Origin of the sequence: Psychrobacter sp. W2-37-MNA-CIBAN-0211 (assembly GCF_040309405.1) — a bacterium.
Classification (GTDB): domain Bacteria; phylum Pseudomonadota; class Gammaproteobacteria; order Pseudomonadales; family Moraxellaceae; genus Psychrobacter; species Psychrobacter glaciei.
Window position 1 is genome coordinate 268,369 of the sequence record NZ_JBEOOU010000002.1, and the last position, 18,612, is coordinate 286,980.

General features: G+C 44.5%; 16 protein-coding genes. 11 read left to right on the plus strand and 5 right to left on the minus strand.

What is annotated here, in order from left to right:
- The first annotated feature begins 319 nt into the window (after positions 1 to 319).
- The 4 genes from AAEY72_RS03970 (at position 320) to AAEY72_RS03985 (ending at position 5,385) form a co-directional block, all read left to right on the plus strand.
- A complete protein-coding gene (locus AAEY72_RS03970; protein ID WP_201592138.1) occupies positions 320 to 2,440 on the plus strand; it encodes a lytic transglycosylase domain-containing protein in 2,121 nt (706 codons plus the stop codon).
- Positions 2,441 to 2,835: 395 nt separating this feature from the next.
- The gene (locus AAEY72_RS03975; RefSeq protein WP_352309611.1) at positions 2,836 to 3,573 is read left to right on the plus strand and encodes a ribonuclease T2; all 738 of its coding nucleotides are present in this window, start codon (positions 2,836 to 2,838) and stop codon (positions 3,571 to 3,573) included.
- 303 nt (positions 3,574 to 3,876) lie between these two features.
- Complete coding sequence (locus AAEY72_RS03980; RefSeq protein ID WP_502945343.1) at positions 3,877 to 4,866, plus strand: malate dehydrogenase; 990 nt, start codon at positions 3,877 to 3,879, stop codon at positions 4,864 to 4,866.
- Positions 4,867 to 5,145: 279 nt separating this feature from the next.
- On the plus strand, positions 5,146 to 5,385 hold the full coding sequence (locus AAEY72_RS03985) for a DUF2789 domain-containing protein (RefSeq protein ID WP_210540433.1): 240 nt from the start codon (positions 5,146 to 5,148) through the stop codon (positions 5,383 to 5,385).
- Between the two features lie 155 nt (positions 5,386 to 5,540).
- Here the strand turns inward: AAEY72_RS03985 and ribF are convergent, their stop codons facing one another.
- Positions 5,541 to 6,581, minus strand: a complete 1,041-nt coding sequence (ribF, locus tag AAEY72_RS03990) for a riboflavin biosynthesis protein RibF (protein ID WP_352309520.1) — start codon at positions 6,579 to 6,581, stop codon at positions 5,541 to 5,543.
- Between the two features lie 253 nt (positions 6,582 to 6,834).
- Here ribF and AAEY72_RS03995 point away from each other — a divergent pair, with 253 nt between their 5' ends.
- On the plus strand, positions 6,835 to 7,443 hold the full coding sequence (locus AAEY72_RS03995) for a GNAT family N-acetyltransferase (protein ID WP_352309521.1): 609 nt from the start codon (positions 6,835 to 6,837) through the stop codon (positions 7,441 to 7,443).
- 11 nt (positions 7,444 to 7,454) lie between these two features.
- On the opposite strand, the gene AAEY72_RS04000 is transcribed toward AAEY72_RS03995, so the two are convergent.
- From AAEY72_RS04000 to ampD, 4 genes are all read right to left on the minus strand, one after another.
- The gene (locus tag AAEY72_RS04000; RefSeq protein ID WP_352309522.1) at positions 7,455 to 8,075 is read right to left on the minus strand and encodes a hypothetical protein; all 621 of its coding nucleotides are present in this window, start codon (positions 8,073 to 8,075) and stop codon (positions 7,455 to 7,457) included.
- Positions 8,076 to 8,202: 127 nt separating this feature from the next.
- On the minus strand, positions 8,203 to 9,753 hold the full coding sequence (gene murJ, locus AAEY72_RS04005; protein ID WP_352309523.1) for a murein biosynthesis integral membrane protein MurJ: 1,551 nt from the start codon (positions 9,751 to 9,753) through the stop codon (positions 8,203 to 8,205).
- A 158-nt stretch (positions 9,754 to 9,911) separates the two neighbouring features.
- Positions 9,912 to 10,430 carry a hypothetical protein gene (locus tag AAEY72_RS04010; RefSeq protein WP_352309524.1) on the minus strand — a complete coding sequence of 173 codons (519 nt, stop codon included), beginning with the start codon at positions 10,428 to 10,430 and terminating at the stop codon, positions 9,912 to 9,914.
- Between the two features lie 47 nt (positions 10,431 to 10,477).
- Positions 10,478 to 11,062, minus strand: coding sequence for a 1,6-anhydro-N-acetylmuramyl-L-alanine amidase AmpD (gene ampD, locus AAEY72_RS04015; RefSeq protein WP_352309525.1), 585 nt, complete (start codon positions 11,060 to 11,062; stop codon positions 10,478 to 10,480).
- 176 nt (positions 11,063 to 11,238) lie between these two features.
- Here ampD and AAEY72_RS04020 point away from each other — a divergent pair, with 176 nt between their 5' ends.
- The 6 genes from AAEY72_RS04020 (at position 11,239) to murG (ending at position 18,568) form a co-directional block, all read left to right on the plus strand.
- On the plus strand, positions 11,239 to 13,425 hold the full coding sequence (locus AAEY72_RS04020) for an Lnb N-terminal periplasmic domain-containing protein (RefSeq protein ID WP_352309526.1): 2,187 nt from the start codon (positions 11,239 to 11,241) through the stop codon (positions 13,423 to 13,425).
- 63 nt (positions 13,426 to 13,488) lie between these two features.
- Positions 13,489 to 14,328 carry an SDR family oxidoreductase gene (locus AAEY72_RS04025; RefSeq protein ID WP_352309527.1) on the plus strand — a complete coding sequence of 280 codons (840 nt, stop codon included), beginning with the start codon at positions 13,489 to 13,491 and terminating at the stop codon, positions 14,326 to 14,328.
- 74 nt (positions 14,329 to 14,402) lie between these two features.
- Positions 14,403 to 15,407, plus strand: a complete 1,005-nt coding sequence (locus tag AAEY72_RS04030) for a hypothetical protein (protein ID WP_352309528.1) — start codon at positions 14,403 to 14,405, stop codon at positions 15,405 to 15,407.
- A 61-nt stretch (positions 15,408 to 15,468) separates the two neighbouring features.
- The gene (gene pyrE, locus AAEY72_RS04035) at positions 15,469 to 16,173 is read left to right on the plus strand and encodes an orotate phosphoribosyltransferase (RefSeq protein WP_352309529.1); all 705 of its coding nucleotides are present in this window, start codon (positions 15,469 to 15,471) and stop codon (positions 16,171 to 16,173) included.
- Between the two features lie 57 nt (positions 16,174 to 16,230).
- Positions 16,231 to 17,202, plus strand: a complete 972-nt coding sequence (gene gshB / locus AAEY72_RS04040; RefSeq protein WP_352309530.1) for a glutathione synthase — start codon at positions 16,231 to 16,233, stop codon at positions 17,200 to 17,202.
- Between the two features lie 280 nt (positions 17,203 to 17,482).
- Positions 17,483 to 18,568, plus strand: coding sequence for an undecaprenyldiphospho-muramoylpentapeptide beta-N-acetylglucosaminyltransferase (murG, locus tag AAEY72_RS04045; RefSeq protein ID WP_189585462.1), 1,086 nt, complete (start codon positions 17,483 to 17,485; stop codon positions 18,566 to 18,568).
- Positions 18,569 to 18,612 lie beyond the last annotated feature (44 nt).

The following is an 18,612-nucleotide window of genomic DNA, read 5'->3' on the forward strand; positions in this document are numbered from 1 at the left end:
ATAGCAGGGTAGCCGATTAACAGGTGGCATATTTTATCACAACCCTCTGCCAATGTGAAAAATTAGCACAGGCTATTGGTCATCAATATGATAAACAATTCATAGCAGTATCAATTATTTACTAGAATTAGCAGCGCTTTTGACAAAAACTGCGACTAGACACCATTTCTATGTTACACCGTACTGTCCTATTTATTAACAAAAGGTAAAGGAGATAGTTGAAAGTACAATGAATATAGTATGATGAGTGCTATAACCTTGGCGATACTTAGCGAATCGCTATTCACTTATTTGTAGAGATATCATAAAGAGAGTCAGTATGACAAAGTTGCGTGTTGCTCATAGCATCAAGGATGAAAAGTCTACCAGTAAAAAGCACGCGTCCAAGCGGCTCACATCCGGTACGCTACGGATGAGCGCGCTGAGTGTAGCGACAGCAGTGAGTGCGCTAGGCATATCGCAAGTTGCTTGTGCAGAGCTGACATGGGGTGATAACGACAGCTATCAACCAGAAAGTAATTATCAACAAGACAGTAGTGTTGACTCATTTACAGCCGCTGCTATCGCAGCAGATCGCGGTGATGTCAGTGCACTTTATAATTACGAACAAATGATGAGCGGCGGTTTGTTTGCGATGTATCCTACTTATTGGCGGATGAATCTAGATCTTAATTCACAAAGTTCAGCGGCGGTATCGCAGTTTGTACGTCAGTATCCTGATACTGTCATGGCTGAGAAATTGGTTGCGGATTTTGCTGAGACCAAAGCAGGCTCGAATGACTATGCCTCAGTCAGACAAGTGGCAAACTTGATTACCAATGCCGATGCCAGCGAGCGCTGTGCCGTTGCGCTTGGGTTCAATAATGGCGGTGATACCATGCGCGCCATGGCAGCCAAGTCTGATGTATGGCTGACCACCCAAAAACAGCCTGCTTTGTGTGATCAGCTAGCGATGGAGATGAATAACAACGCGCTGATTAGTAATCAAGATCGTGCTGCTCGTCTGAAACGTATGCTTCGAAAAGGCAAAACTGGCGATATTATGGCGTTGTCATCACGTTTAGGCACGCCCATTGCTTATTCTGCTTTGAGTGAGATTCAGCTAAATCCTTCATCATTCTTTACCAGTTTTGGTCGTGAGCCTGCCAGTCAGACCAATCAGTATCTCTACCTGTATGCGATAGGCCGTATCGCTGACAAGTCTTATCGTGAGGCAGCGTTACAGTTAGATTTTGATATCAAACAAGACAATCAGCGCTCGGTCAAACTATTGAATGATGAAACCCGTCGCTATGCTTATCGTACCATTGGGGTACAGCGTATGAATCATAATACTGACGATGGTTTTAACGCTGAAGCAGTTGATTGGTTCCGCAACAGTTTAGATGACGATTTTAACTTCGAAGAAGCTGAAGACTATGCCATGGCCGCGATTCGCTTTGGTCGTTGGGACGATGTGGTCGAAGCCATCTCAAAAATGGATGGTGAAACTCAAAAAGGCAATCAGTGGCAGTATTGGCTGGCTCGTGCTTATGAGCAATCAGGCAATAGCAGTAAGAGTAATACCGCTAAGAAAATGTATCAAAACCTAGCAAAAAGTAACGATTACTATGGTCTAATGGCAAAAGACAGAATCGGTCAGCGTTTTGACGCCAGTCGCTTAGGCGGTAGCAACTTACCCAATGTTAGTACTGCCGATCGTGCCCGCGTCATGCAAGATGGCAACTTTGCTCGTGCCTTTGCTTTATATAACGCTGATGCCAGCCGCGCTTATGCCAACCGTGAGTGGAACTGGGCAGTCAAGCAAGCACGTGACAATCGTGATGACAATCTAATCATCGCTGCTGCTAGCTTGGCACATGACATGGGCTGGCTCGATCGGGCGATTTATGCCGTTGACAATACGGACAGAGTCGACAGCTTGGCATTATCGCATCCGATGCCGCACCAAGATGCCGTCGTTCGCTACAGCCAATCGGCGGGGATTGATCCGGCATGGGCTTATGGCATCATGCGTCAAGAGAGTCGATTTGTAGCCTCAGCGCGCTCAGGTGTTGGTGCTAGTGGGTTGATGCAAGTGATGCCTGACACAGCAAAATATATCGCCCGTAATTTAGGTGAGACTTATAGTGCTAGCCGTGCCAACAGTGGTGATACCAATATCCGTTATGGTACTTGGTATATGGGGGATATTTTGGGCAAACTAAATTATCAGCCAGTATTGGCAACGGCGGGCTATAATGCTGGCCCTAATAATGCCAAGCGCTGGCAGCCGGTCTATGGTTCGTTAGCCGCTGACCAATACGTGGAGTCGATCGCTTTTCCTGAAACGCGCAATTACGTGAAACACGTAATGGAGAACGCTACGATTTATAGTAGCTTATTGGGTCGTAGTCAGCCGATTAGTCAACGTATGGGTACGGTGCCAGCTGCATTTTAGGTTGTTCATTTAGTAAAAAAGAAACCATTGACGATAGACTGTTAATGGTTTTTTTTATATCTATTTTTCGGCATTCATTTTTATTTGAATCAATGGGTTATTATTCTGCTATATAGAGGTTTATATTCTCTCTGATTTCTATCTTGTTCTTAATACTTAAACGATGTTTACGTTTCTGCTATAGATTAAAAAACGCATTTTGCTACCATTGCTTTAATTGTTGTCTGTATTTTTTTGGTTTATCTTAAGCTTGGTTCAATGAATATTTATACTTTGAGCACCTTTATTTAAGCTTGCCCACTCTTTTATCGTTGCTAGATACCTAACTACTTATGATCAAAAAATATTTCAATTTGCCTATATTGTTGCAAGCCAATCGTCAGCTGTCGAATGAGATGCGGGTGGACACTCTGTCGGAACCAGTCACGATAAAGTTATCTACGAAGCTAAATGACAGTGCGATACGTAAAAAGGATGCGATAGGTAAAGAACATAAGGATAAAGGGTATACGGTGATGGGCGGGGTCGCCTTGCTATTGTTACAGAGTGCGATGATTCCAGCGCAAGCGGCCAATGCCGTCAAGAGTGGTCAACGTGTGTTAATGATTGAGATGACGCCTGCATTATGTAGCTTGCAACCAACACGAGTACGTATGCGCCAATGTCTAGAAGGGTATTCATTAACGGTATCAGGTTTGGACATGGGTTATGGTGAGCGCTGTGGGCGCGGTGTCGAGCCACGCCTGACCCCATTACAACTAAAGGTTGTCAATCGCATCATGCCAGACACGACAGTGCGTAGCCAAGTATGGCAACATTATGGTGCTTGTAGCCCATTGAGTGCCAGTAGTTATTTTCGCCAAATAACCAATTATGCCGGCGCCCTAAAACTGCCCAACGAGCTCAATACTGGCAATAGTTATACCGTCTCAAAATCGCGTTTTATTGGACAAATGACTCGCCTTAATAGTGGCATGCCTGCTGCCAGCATTGATTTAATTTGCCAAGCGGGCAGTCGACGCCAAACAATACTAACCGATGTCCACGTTTGCTACGAAGGCAGTGAATTTGGTAGCTGCAGTGAAGTGGTGGATAATTGCGGCAAAAAGTTTATTATCTCAGGCGGTAAGTAACGCCCTTTTCGGCAAACGATGGATGAATATTGCTCACTTATAAATATCATCCTGATTAAGTTACTTCTGCTAAAGCTATTTTTTTTATCACTTCCTCTTCATTCTCCATCCTTTATCTATAAAGGCTTGACCGATACCGATATCCTCTCGTATAAAATGTAACAATATAGTGAGGGATAGCGTTCGCGCTTTCTCTAGACGGTTAACGGGGGGAAGTGCTACACTATCTCTCGGTTTAAGACTGCTAGTGTTCAGTGAGCAAGTCGATATCTATAATGATAATCATCAATTAGGGAGTATTCAATGTCAATGAAACAGCCTTTACGTGTTGCCGTTACTGGCGCCGCTGGTAACATCAGCTATGCGATGCTATTCCGTATTGCATCTGGTGAGATGCTAGGTAAAGATCAGCCAGTTATTTTGCAGTTGCTTGAAATCACTCCAGCACTTGACGCCCTGAAGGGTGTGGTTATGGAACTAGAAGACTGTGCATTCCCATTATTAGCCGGTATCGTTCAAACTGATGATGCAAACGTTGCATTCAAAGATATCGATTATGCTTTGCTCGTTGGCGCTCGTCCGCGTGGCCCAGGTATGGAACGTAAAGATTTGCTAGAAGCCAATGCTGCGATTTTCTCAGCACAAGGTAAAGCATTGAATGACGTAGCAAGCCGTGACGTTAAAGTATTGGTTGTGGGTAATCCTGCCAACACTAACGCACTTATCGCTCAGCGTAATGCACCAGATCTTGACCCACGTAACTTTACCGCGATGACTCGTTTGGATCACAACCGTGCCATGGCGCAGTTGGCTGGTAAAACTGACAGCACTGTCAATGACGTGAAAAAAATGATCATCTGGGGTAACCACTCATCAACTCAGTATCCAGATCTAACGGCTTGTACTGTTAATGGTAAGCCAGCATTAGACTTGGTTGATCGTGCTTGGTACGAAGGTACTTATATCCCTGAAGTACAACAACGTGGTGCAGCGATTATTAAAGCTCGCGGTGCATCATCTGCTGCTTCTGCTGCCAACGCTGCTATCGCACACATGCGTACGTGGGCACTAGGTACTGATGAAAACGATTGGGTATCAATGGGCGTTTACTCAAACGGCGAGTATGGTATTGCCGAAGGCTTAATCTACTCATTCCCATGCACGTGCACTAACGGCGACTGGTCTATCGTAGACGGCGTTGATGTGTCATCTGATTTCTCAAAAGAGAAAATAGCAGCGACTGAGCAAGAGCTTAGCGAAGAGCGTGATGCAGTAGCACACTTACTACCATAAGTTTAAGCTGTTATATAACAAGCTGAAACTAGGTGATAAATAAAAAAAAGCCCTCTTAAATGTGAGGGCTTTTTTGTGTCTATAAGACTTTTTTTATGTCTAAAAGGTATGAGGAAATAAGAGTAATCTATTTCATAGCTTCAAATTGGCAAAACTATTTTTCGTTAATACAATTGATAACGTTAGATAAACGTTGATTAACAGTTATTAAAATAAAGCTTGCTACAATAATTAAGTTAATTTAAATAATAACTAATTCACAATATTTAAGGAAAAATTATGTTGGGTGAACCAGAATATAATATGAATGAGTTATTTGCTCAATTGGGACTTGATAGCTCAGATGAAGCGATTGATGACTTTGTTGAAAAACACCAATTGGCAAAAGAAGAAAAGCTAGTAGAGGCAAAAGTTTGGACAGACAATCAACGTGCTTTTCTACAAGAAGAATGGGAAAAAGATGCGGAATGGGTAGAAGTCATCGATGATTTAAACGTGCGTATGCATCCAGACGCGTAAAAAATAATCTACAAGATAGATTAATCTAAAAGACAAACAAGAAGTATAGAAAAGCAAAAACCCACGACATTGTATTTAGAATGTCGTGGGTTTTTGCTTTTCTATATCTTGAATGTTCAACAGACCCTAATCTAAGTTCGAGACTTTCCTACATTCTAGTTAGGCTGCTCTGCTCGCCATTCAAGCAATGCTGTTACATCATTATGAATACCGACTTTTAGCGCCTCTAAGCCATCATAATGTCGTTCACCATGCAAATAATGTAAAAAACGAACCTGTAAATTTAGTCCATATAAATCAGCCTGCAATTCTGGGAAATGTACTTCTAAACGCCAGTCACTGCCTTTATCGACAGAGGGTCTAATACCAATACTGGCTGTGCCAAACAAGCTGTGTGGACGCAAACCTGTTACGCCTGATTTTCCGTTAATCACTTGCGTGGTCAAACCATTAGCGATGACTTTGCCATGGTCATCTAAACTCACCACATCGACGGCAAAGATACCATGCAAAGCAGGTTTTAAGCGCTGTAAATCGATATTAGCTGTAGGGAAGTCCATGGTGCGGCCTATCTGATCGCCACCAACAACTATGCCTGTAATCGCGTAATCACGACCAAGCAGCGTGTTAGCGGCGTCAATATCACCAGCCAATAACAAGTCGCGAACGCGAGTGGAGCTAATACGGGAAGCTTTACCACTGTCATCTATAACGGTATGCAGATTGGTCACATCCAAGCCATAATCCCGCAAAAACTGACTGTCGCCAGTACGGTCATGACCAAAGCGAAAGTCGTCACCCAGTACCAATGCTTTTACGTTCAAACGCTTAGCCAATATATCTGCAAATGCCTGTGCTGATAGCGAACGAAAATCAGTATCGAAGCTCGCTACAATCAAAGTCTCGACCCCATGCTCTGCTAGCAGCGCTTGCTTTTCGGCTAGATTGGTCAGGCGAGCAGGCGCAGTAGCGGGGGCAAAAAATTCACGAGGCTGTGGCTCAAATATCATGACGGCAGAGCCAAGATTTTGCGCTTGGGCAATCTCACGAACTTGAGCCAGCATCGCTTGATGACCCAGATGTACGCCGTCAAAATTGCCGATAGTCAGCGCACAAGGTGCTAGATTTATCGGATTCGTATGTGCAGGCAAAGCGCTCGACGACGCAATCAGTTGCTCAAGAAAATAGGTGTTCATAAGTTTTCAGCTATGATAAGACCAGATAAAAAACGAAAAAACACACCTATACTAACAATCGATGTGTCTAAAAGCAGCCATTATAAAGTAAAATAGCCCCACTAACATCCTATAGTCGACGCATAGTGAAAGTATCAGTCACTCAGCGTGGTCATTCTTTATGAATTATTGGTACTTGCTTGTGTTATCAGTATGACTATTATTCACTATTATCGATGATGCCGATAATAATGCTAAAAATTATGGAGCTCTTATGTCTGATGTTGCCTTGAACGCTATACCAACTGATTTATCGACACATCAGCTCGCTGATCAGTTTGTTGTGCAGCGTGCGAGTAAAGAAGATTTAGCAGAAGTCTTAGCCATTTATAATCAAAGCATACCTGCTAAACAAGCAACAGCTAACCTTGCATTGGTAACCGTAGATGAGCGAGCTGCTTGGTTTGATGAGCATCTAAGCAGTCCAACAAGGCCCATATATGTGGTCAAAACATTGCGAGGAGGGGATGATGCAGAGCAAGCGCAGTCGCCGATAGTTGCATGGGGCAGCTATAGTGATTTGTATGCGCGGACAGCCTATCATATCAGCACTGAGATCAGCGTCTATCTAAATCAAGATTATCAGGGTCAAGGCCTAGGTAGCTTGTTGACACGCTGGATGTTGACGCAAGCGCCAAGCTTGGGCATTCGAAACATTATCGCGCTTGTCTTTGCTCACAATCAGCCAAGTTTAGGACTTTTCCGTAAACTTGGCTTTGAGCAGTGGGGATACATGCCAGAAGTTTGCGATATGGAAGGGTTTATCGCTGATGTCGTGATGCTTGGTAAAGCAATGACATCGGATGATGCTTCAGATAAGTAAGCTAAAATAGCTTAACCCAAGATCTTCCATTGACCTTCTATCTTCTGTAGCTGATAGGTTAATGGTGCAGGTTCGCTCTGTCCTTTGAGCATCAACTCACCAGTAATAGTGGCACGAGTCTTGTCATCATTATACTTGGTATCAGTGATAGTAACGCCATCGACAGTCTGCTGAAAAGCGGATTGTGTTTTGGCAAGTTCTTTTTCAAAATTCGCCATATCTACTTGATAGTATCCAACCGCTTCTTTTACCTCGCCATAATATAAGCTATTTAGCGCCTGTTTGACGGTGTCTTCTGGCGTACCAGCTTCAGTCGGATTGGTCACTAAGCTTTTTTGTTTGGATGAAGCAGTGATTGGGTTGATGTTATCACTATCAATGGTTGTCTCATCTTTAGAGCTATCCGTCATTTGCTCGCTTGCCACTGTGTTATTTGCATCAACGTCTGCCATCTGATTGGCTGCATCGACTTCAGGGTTCCCAGCCACGGCAGCTGTATCGCTCGCTGTGTTTGCGCTATCGGCTTCTACATTATCGTTGTTGCTACACCCGCTGATTAGCAGTCCGGTGCTCAATACACCAGCGGTTAGTAGCATTGGTAAGCGTCGTAACGTTGAATATTCGACTGTCATAGTAAACCTCAAATTTCATTTATTTATCAATAATCGATTATGACAACTATCAGCGGCATTCACTGTCAATTCTCATATTAAGCTTGTTTTGGTTTAGTAAGTCATTTATTCAGCGTTCACAAATAAATTAGCCATGCTTTAGCTGACGCGGACGGAAGCCTGTTGCTAATAACACCACCCCATAAACTAGGGCACCAACCGCACACATAATGAGCAGAGCCGCGATACGTCGCCATTGAGCCTCGTCTGCTGGGAAGTAAGGTAACATGATATAAAGGACGCCAATCATAGAAGCGGTAGAGATTGCAAACTGAGCAAACAGCTTTTTCCAATGGCTGCCAAAACGGAAAATATCGCGCTTATGTAAGAAATAATATAATAAGCCCGCGTTGACGAAGGCCGCTCCTGTGGTCGCAAGGGCAAGACCGCCATGCAGAGGTATCTCTAAAAAGTAAAATATCCCGATAAAAATTACACTAAAAACCATATTGGCAAAGACGGACACGATACCGATTTTTACTGGTGTTCTGGTGTCTTGACGGGCAAAAAACGCTGGCGCAAATATTTTAATGAGCATAAAGCCTAAAATACCACCCGCCATACTGCGTAATGCCAGCGAACTCATCTGCGCATCACGCAAGGTAAATTCACCGCGTAAAAACAGCGCTTGCATCAGCACATCGGCCAAGATAAATAAGGCTGCTGACGCTGGAACACCCACTAATATGATTAAACGTGCCGCCCAATCAATGGTCTTTTTAAAGCTAACATCGTCTTTTTTGGCTTCGCTTTTCGATAAACTGGGCAAAATGACCGTACCAATCGCTACGCCAATCAGTCCTAACGGCAACTCACTCATACGTTCTGCCGCATAAAGCCAAGAAACCGAACCACCAATCATTAACGAGGCGAAAATAGTATTGAGGAGCAGATTGATCTGAGTGACAGAGACACCAAAGATAGCAGGCAGCATGAGTTTTAAGATGCGTTTAACGCCTTCGTGCTGAAAGTCAATCTTAGGTGCGACCAGTAGCTTTTGTTGCCATAACTGCGGCAGCTGTATCAAGAACTGTAGCAAACCAGCGATTGCAACGGCGTAACCAAGCGCCATAATCGGTGTGTCGAACATAGGGGCAAAAATTAATGCGCCGCCAATCATACATAAGTTTAACAGTACGGGTGCAAAAGCGGGCGCAGCAAAACGCCCGTAGCTTTGCAAAATACCGCTAGCAAAAGCGGTCATAGAAATAAATAATAAATAGGGAAAGGTAAGGCGCAGTAGCTCAGCGGTGATGGCAAATTTACCAGGCTGGTCAGCAAATCCGGGAGCAAATAACGTCACTACCCATGGTGCCATTAGAATGACGACTACGGTGAGCATCGACAAAATCAGCAACAGGGCGCCCGAGGTACGACTGACTAATATCTGTACCTGTTGTAAGCTGTATTTTTCTTTGTATTCGGACAGTACTGGTACGAAAGCTTGGCTAAAAGCGCCTTCAGCAAACAGACGGCGCAAAAAGTTAGGTATCTTAAAGGCGACCAAAAAGGCATCCATCAGACCACCTGCGCCAAACACCCCTAATAATACGACATCGCGTACCAGACCTAAGATACGGGACAGCATGGTCATGCTGCTGACGACCATGGTTGAGCGAAATAACCGACTTTTTGCCATGAGAACCTATTTTGCTAATTTGTTTGATGAAGGTTGTTTACTGCTGGTTGTTTGCTGAGTTGCTGTTATCAAAAAACTGACGGATTATAGCACTTTCATAATCGAGATAAATGGATTGGATGTGGAATATGACATTTGGAAAACTGAGGTTTCTTGCCTTAAATCGTTTTATAGATTTCATTCAAGAGACTAAATAGCTCGGAGCGTTTATCAATCATAGACTTTCTATAGCTGGCTATATCACTCTCATTAAAAGGTATATCTACAGACGCTACTCTTTTTTTAAATGATTTAACAGCTTCACCATATTCTCTGAGCTTAACTTGAGCATTATCATAGCCAAATAGTAACAATAAAGACTCTGCTTTCGTTAGTTCACTAAAGCTATCAAATAATTCATGCTGAGCATTTAATAAGCTATTAGATGGTTGAAGTGAGGTGTTTAATATTAATTGGCGTCGCCAGTCAGAAGAAAGTGACCAAAATTTTAATGCAACATGGTTAAATATCTCAACTTTTTCTGCAACTTCTTTTAACATCTCAAATTCGCGTTCTACTTTAGATTTTTTGAGTTCATTACGATGTTGTGTTGAAGATAATATAAAAGCAATAATGCCTGCTATCAATGCACCTAAACCTATTTTCACTGCTGAATCGACCACTTCAATCCAAGTCATAATGTTTCCAATCGATGATTAATAATTATTAAAGTTAAACGAGTCTTCTATTTTAATAGACCTACCAGTTTACGTAACTTTGGCCAGTCAAAATAATCGCCAGGATCTGTCTTTCGACCCGGTGCGATATCGCTATGACCAGTTAAGTGTCGGCGGGTTTTGGGGTAGGCGTCATATAGCGCAGCGATAACGGCTGCAAGTGTGTCATATTGCGCCGAGGTAAAGGACACAAAATCTGACCCTTCCAGCTCGATGCCAATGCTATAATCATTACATTCAGGGCGGCCAAGATAGCTGGATCGACCGGCATGCCATGCGCGCTCGGCAAAGTTTACAAACTGTGTGATAGCACCATCACGTTCTATAAATAAATGTGCTGAGACTTCTGCGCCTTTAATTGTCTGAAAATAAGGATGCGCATCCCAGTCCAATTGATTGGTAAATAATGCTTTTACATAATGAACGCCATCACTGCCGCAGACGCCAAACTCATTCGGTGGCAGGCTAATATTGTGAATGACAATGGTGTCAATAGTCAGGTTGTCGGGTCGTTTATTATAGTTCGGCGACATAAGCCAAGTGGCTGAGGATAAGCGCCCGTCCTTTATAATCATTGGCGGTGTCGTGGACATAGTGCTCTCTTTTATTATGTGATTAATAAGTGCGTAGCAAATACTTGTGATTACCGATTTTTTATTAATTGATAGCAAGACTCTCTAAAAAACAGCTAATCACAACCTTCTTTTGACGATTAGATAGACCCAATAACGCGATGAGCGTATGGCTTCTACAGTGCGAGATATTACTCATGTCTATATATTCAAACCTTGTGGTGCATTGCAACTTTTTGGCGACAGACTGTACGCCAATAAAGGTGAGCAGGCGCGCGCGTCTACCATTAACGATTGCAGGTCTGTTACTGACAGTACAAGCGCAGGCATTTTTGCCAACCCCCGCAGAGCTTGTGACCACAGGTGAGCTAGCGTTGGATAACAAAGCTGATGCTGGGCTAAATAATAACATCAAGCCAAATAGCACCTCAAATAAAGATGTCACTGATCATCTGCGCACTAATACTACTACTAGCAGTGTCGATAATAACGTTAGTCATATTGTCGCTACCAACACCAAGGCAGAACAGCTGCTAGCATCATGGCGCGAGCAAGCAAAAACAGAAAACCTAGCCCAGCATACGACATGGCGACGTTTATTGTACTTCTTTGATGATCAAAAGAATCTAATTGGTAAGAAAAAAGACACAAGTCTCGTTGATGATGCTAGCTTCTTTTTAAGTGAAAAAGGTGCGCAAGACTCAGGCGCAGAGCTTGATGCATTGTTGGTCGCTCTGGCTGAAGAAGTAGCACCGACTCATAATACGATTGTCAAAAACAATACCGCTAATAACTCGGTGCTCTGCCGTTTTCCAGCGCGCGTACAATGGCTGACTGATACGCTAAATATCGATAAGACAAGCTGGCAAGCTGAGTGTCCAGAGCTGGATGAGTGGATGCAAAAGCTGGCACCTGAGCAGCTGTCTATTATGTTTGCCGAAGAGTATTTGGACAATCCCATATCAGCCTTTGCCCATACCTTGTTACGTATTGACTCAAAGGCCAGTGTGGCTGATCCCAGTCAGATTCATCATGCCTACGCGCTGAATTATACGGTCGATGGTGATCCAAACGATAGTTTTCCAGTTTATGCCATCAAATCCATGACAGGTCTCTATGATAACGCCATTGAAATCGATCCTTACCCAGAAAAGCTGGCGAAATACTTGCAAGACGATGAGCGCGATGCGTGGACGTATCAGTTGAACTTGACCCCAAACGAGGTGCAACAAATCATGTTGCATGTTTGGGAAACCAAAGGGTTAGAACTACCGTATTACTTCACCACTGATAACTGCGCCTCTGAGGTTTTGCGCCTCATCGATGTCGTGCGTCCAAAGCAGCATTTACTAAGCCGATTGCCTTATGCCGTCGTACCCTCTGACGTCATTCAGCTGCTTAATGAAGAAGACTTACTGGCAAACCCTAGATATACGCCAGCTGACAATACCGTACGTCAAGCCGCGCTCAACCAAGCCAAGGCTGCCGCTAAGCTGGGTTATCAGCCATTGACTAAAGAAGCTGCTCAAGAGATTAAATCCGCAGAGCGCAATCCAGCATCCAGTATGTCAGCAGATGGTCAAACCATACTAGATCTACCTATCGTCGCTGCCAACAACAATCCAATAGACAGACATCCATTGCAAATGGCGCAGATTGGTGTCGGACAGCGTGGTGACAATAATTATATCGATGTGGGCGTGCGTGCAGGCTTTCATGACACCCTTGATCGGGCCGCTGGTTTTTCACAGTTTTTTAATTTAGAAGGGCTGGCAGCGACGCTACGCCTTTATGACAAAGATGATAACAATAGCAGCCACAAACAGCCGGATAGTGTGGTCTTGCAGAATTTTACACTGCTGCGCGGACGCTCATTTAACCCAGTAAATAGCGCTCAGCAAGGCAAAACTTGGGGCGTCAATGTCGAGGCGACCCGAGTAAACGATGGTTCACAGCAAGATGGCACGGATCATTTGGTTGGGAGCGTGGGTTATGAGACTGGCTGGTCGTGGGCATTTGGTACGCCAAGCGCTGGTACTGGCGAGATGCCGCCGCAGTTATGTTACACCTTGCTATCAGGCACGGGACAAGCAGGGCGTGGTATCAACAAAGGCTTTCGCGTAGGCGCAGGTGTGAATGCTGGTTGCCGTTATCAAATTAACAATCAGTTACGTGCGCAGGCTGAATTGCAATTGCCATATTGGTATCATGGCAGCAGCGATGAGTCTAATGCTCGCGGTCATTACTGGCAGCCGGTCTCAACTTTGGGTCTACAATACGATATCGATAAAAAACAAGCATTACGTATCAATGCCAACTACGAGTGGCAAGATCGCATCGATGCCAATGATGATTTACAGCTGTCGTACAGGCGCTATTTTTAGTACTTATTATTAAAAAGATGGATAAGCAGTCATTAGAAATGGCGTTCGAATAAAGGATAAATGATGAGTACGCAAAATTTACTGATTATCGGACAAGGTGATATCGGTTTGCCGGTCACCAACAAGCTTGCGCAAGATGGCTTTAACGTTACTGGGCTGGCACGCAATGAACGCGAGCACTATCATCTGGATAGTGAGGCAACGTTTATGCAAGCCGATGCGTTGACATTGACCGCTGAGCAGCTGCAAGACTTTACACATATGGCGATTATCGTCACGCCCGATGACTATTCGACCAGCGGCTATCACGAGAGTTACTTGGCGATTAACCAGCATTTGGCGATGCTTGCTCCAAAGTTAACCAACCTTAAACGTATTGTCTTTATTTCCTCAACGGGTGTTTATGGGCAAGATAACGGCGAATGGATCGATGAAAATACCGCGCCTGTCAGCCCTGAGCGCGAAGCATCAACAGTTATATTGCAAGCAGAACAAGTTTTGCAACAAGGCTTTGGTGATAAAGCCATTATCATTCGTCCAAGCGGTATTTATGGTCGCGCGCGTCTCATGCGCCTGCGCAAAGCCAAAGAGAAACAAAAAGAGCCAGTAGCCGCACAGCACTGGAGTAATCGTATTATGGATCGTGATTTGGTCAATATTATCACCAACGTCCTGACCAGCACTGCGCCAAAGTCACTCTATATCGCCACTGACTATGCGCCCGTCACTACTTATGAGCTAGGCGTTTGGTTAAGCGAGCAAATAGGTGAGACGCCGCCTGCTATTGATCATTCAAAAACAGCAGTTACGGGGAAGCGCTTGCATAGCAACATTCCGTTAGCTTGGCTGGATTATCCTGACTGGCAAGCAGGTTACCGTGACATTTTGAACCATCAAGAGTAAGCCCTTAAGAGTAAGATAATTGCCTTATTTAAGCATTCTTATTCGTTTTATATTTTATAAACTATGGAGATTTCATGACCCAGCCTTCTACTTCTGATGACCGTTTGTCTCATGCTAATCTGGCAGCAGAAGGCGGTAAGCTGGCAGAAAACCATGTGCAAAAAAAGGCTGAGCAATCGTCTATGCTAGCTGATTCACAGCAGCCTGCAATCGTCCACCCCAACTTTGATCCCAGACAATCTCCCCTTGACCCAGCGCGGCCCTTAACTGATATCCCAGAGCCTGCCCGCCGCTTGAACGGTCAATTGCGTCGGCTTTACGGTAACTCTGCGCGGTTCTATCAGCCCAATGAAGACCGCTTTTCGAAATGGGCACTGATTACTTCAGAAGCGCTGGCTGAGCATTTGTCATTACTCAATGCTGCCAAGCTTATCGAGTTGCCTGATAACTTTTATGAGAATCATAGTGAGCAGCCATTGTTATCAGCATTATCCGATATGACTATGTTAGATATGTCAGATATCCAAAAGGCCATTCGTGCTTATCCAAAACTGCACCGCTTTGGGTTTAGGCCTGCTGATCGCTCTGAAATGATTGAGTCAGATAATAAACGCCACGACGCTTCAGCATCGCTACGAGCATTGACCAAGCGTTATAATCCTGATGAGCTACTCAATAGTCTGTATGCCGATGATTGGCAAGTGGTTTTGCAGCCGCAGCAGTTTGAGACAGGAGAGGGCAGTTTAGCGACAGATATCATGGCCTGTAGTGCTGCTGTTCACGCTCTAAAACAGTGTAGTACGCGCAAAAGTATCAATCATAGCTATAGCGCTGCGCAAATATGTCAGCATGTACGTAGCTATTTGCTCAGTCAGATTGTTTATGAGCCCTCGCAGCGGCACGCGTATCGTCAAATTCGGATGTTTTCTGGTCACATTATTGTTGCCGCTTATCATTTGGGCTGGGAGATACAAGTACGGAACGATGGCCAAAGCTATTTTAATGTCTCATCACGTAGTGGCTTACTGACTCGCTATGCCAATATGCAGGATTATGAGATCAATGGTTGGTCAAGCTGATCAATAATGCGTACAATAATGCCAGTTTTTCGCCCCTCTTTTTGCTGATAGGAATGTCATAATGTCTCACGTAGCACGCTCTCAAGACTCCACGTTTTCATCTCATCAATTCATTCAACTGGCTTTAGACAACCAAGTGCTTAAGTTCGGTGAGTTTGTACTCAAGTCTGGTCGCATTAGTCCGTATTTTTTTAATGCTGGCTTGCTAGCGACGGGTGAGATGTTGTCGTTATTAGCGCGCGGTTATGCAGATGCCTTGGCCGAACAGATGGCGGCTAGCGATAACGGTACAGATGAGCAAGAGCTGGTTATTTTTGGCGCGGCTTATAAAGGTATTCCATTTGTGGCTGCAACCGCGCAAGCCTTATGGCACCATCATGGTATCAATGCCAAGTGGGGTTATAACCGTAAAGAAGCCAAAACTCACGGTGAAGGTGGTAATTTAGTAGGCGCTGATGTCAGTGGCAAAGCAGTTTGGGTACTTGACGATGTCATTACGGCTGGCACAGCGATGCGCGAAGTGGTCGATATTTTAGAGCAAGCAGGTGCCAGTGTGGCAGGTATTATAGTGGCCCTTGATCGTAAAGAAAAAGGCTTGGCTGAGCATTCTGCTATTCAAGAGCTTGCTGCGACGCTAGAAGTGCCAGTGCGCGCACTGGTCGATATTGACGACTTAATCAGCTATTTGTCAGACGGCGAGAGCCATTACAAAGATGCGACCCAGCTAGCCAAAATGCAACATTACCGCGCGCAGTACGGCGTATAGTTGGGCACTGAAGTTTGAATCTGTTTTAATAATAATATAACGTAAGTGAGCCTTATCATGAGCCAAGAAAATCAAAAAAAATCTTTAAAAATACTCGTCATCATGGATCCTATCGAACGGGTTAATTATAAAAAAGACACCAGCTTGGCGATGATGTGGGCAGCGCAAGATCGCGGGCATCAGCTTGGCTACTGTCAGATTCATGACTTATGGTTGGACCGTGGTCAATTGATGGTCGATACTCAGCCGCTCACGGTAAAGCGTGATCCTGCAGATTTTTATACGTTGGGTGATAAAAGCACAGGTCCAGTCAGTGGTTATGACGTGATTTTGATGCGTAAAGACCCACCGTTTGATATGCGCTTTATTTATGCGACTTATATGCTCGATCACGCCAAAGCAGCAGGCGTGCTCGTGGTCAATGATCCACAAGCGATCCGTGATTGTAATGAAAAACTATTTGCGACATGGTTTAGCGACTATATGAGCCCGACGATTGTGACCAGTAAACAGGCACATATCCGTCAGTTTATCGCTGAACAGCAAGATGTCATCGTCAAGCCACTAGACGGCATGGGTGGAACTGGCATCTTCCGTTTGACTGCTGACAGTCCCAATATTGGTGTAACGTTAGAGGTGCTGACTGAACTTGAGACACTGCCAATCATGGCGCAGCGTTACTTGCCAGAGATTAAGGAAGGCGATAAGCGTGTATTAATCGTCGACGGCGTCGTGATAGATTATAGCTTGGCACGTATTCCAAGCAAAGGCGAGACCCGTGGCAACCTAGCAGCGGGCGGTAGCGGCGTGGCCATGCCATTGACTGATATCGAACGCCAAGTAGCGGAAGTTGTGGCACCAATCGTCAAACAAAAAGGCCTGATGTTCGTTGGTCTAGACTTAATCGGTGGGCGTATCACTGAGATTAACGTTACTAGCCCAACATGCGTGCGTGAGATTGATGATCAATGCGGTACAGATATCGCAACCGACTTTATCATGGCGATTGAGAATAAATTTACTGCATAGCTTTAGCTATGTTAAGGAATACTTTGACTACGTAAAACCCATATTTTAAGGTATTGTTAGTCATTGATTTTTCTTACCGTTTATTAGCGTTACACGACGCCAAGCTGTGATCGATCATGGCTTGGATTTTTGTTATTTTTGCTGCATAAAGTGCTGTATATAAGACGATGATTTCCTCTATACTATGCGGGCTTTGGCTAGGTCATTATTTTTTCATAATTGTCACCGCAGCAGAGAGATAAACCCTTCATATAAATAAAGTAAAGATAGGCAGGCGTTCATGAAAACACCGCATATATTGATGATGGCAGCTGGTACTGGCGGGCACGTTTTTCCAGCGCTTGCCGTTAGTGATGAGCTGACCCAACGCGGTGCGGTCATTCACTGGTTAGGAACGCCAAACGGAATGGAAAATGGTTTGGTCAAACCGACTGGCTATACTTTTCATGCTATTAATATGCAAGGGCTTCGTGGTAAAGGTGTTGGTCGACTATTAAAGCTACCAATGACTCTGCTGTCAGCGACGATGGCTGCCGTAAAAGTGATTCGTAGTAATCAGATTGATGTGGTTGTTGGGTTTGGTGGTTATGTGACTGCACCTGGTGGTATCGCTGCACGTCTAACCAATACGCCACTGATTATCCATGAGCAAAATGCCATCGCTGGCATGAGCAATCGCTACCTGTCTAAGCTTTCGACCAAGACGTTACAAGCGTTTGAGGATACCTTTGCTAATAGTGCACAGAATGCCAAGCTTGAGACAGTGGGCAATCCAGTGCGCAATGCCATTACTGGTGTCGCAGAGCCAACGGTACGCTATGATGTGAATGATCGCTCACCGCTTAAATTGCTGGTAGTAGGCGGATCACTTGGTGCTCAAGCCTTAAATGACACCGTGCCAAAAGCGCTTGCACTGCTAAACGAACCCTTTGAAGTGCGTCATCAATGCGGGCGTAACAATGAGGCCGCCACGCAAGCAGCTTACGATAGCGAAGACTTAAGCAGGCATCAGTTTACGGTACAGCCTTTTATCGACGATATGGCAGCAGCTTATAATTGGGCTGATATGATTGTTTGCCGAGCAGGCGCATTGACGGTGACCGAAATTCAAAACGTCGGTATCGCTGCTATTTTTGTGCCGTTACCACATGCCGTTGATGATCACCAAACGGCTAATGCTCGCACGCTAACCTCACATGATGCGGCAGTCTTGTTACCGCAGTCGGAGTTGACAGCCAAGCGTTTGAGTGATGAGCTTGCTGTACTTAATCGAGAAAAGTGCTTAACGATGGCAAAAAAAGGTCATGCTCTTGCCAATCGTAGTGCGAGTAAGCAAGTTGCCGATATTATTTGGCAAGCGTTGTAGCCTGTAACTCATACCCATTATTTTTAATTTACCAAATTTTATTG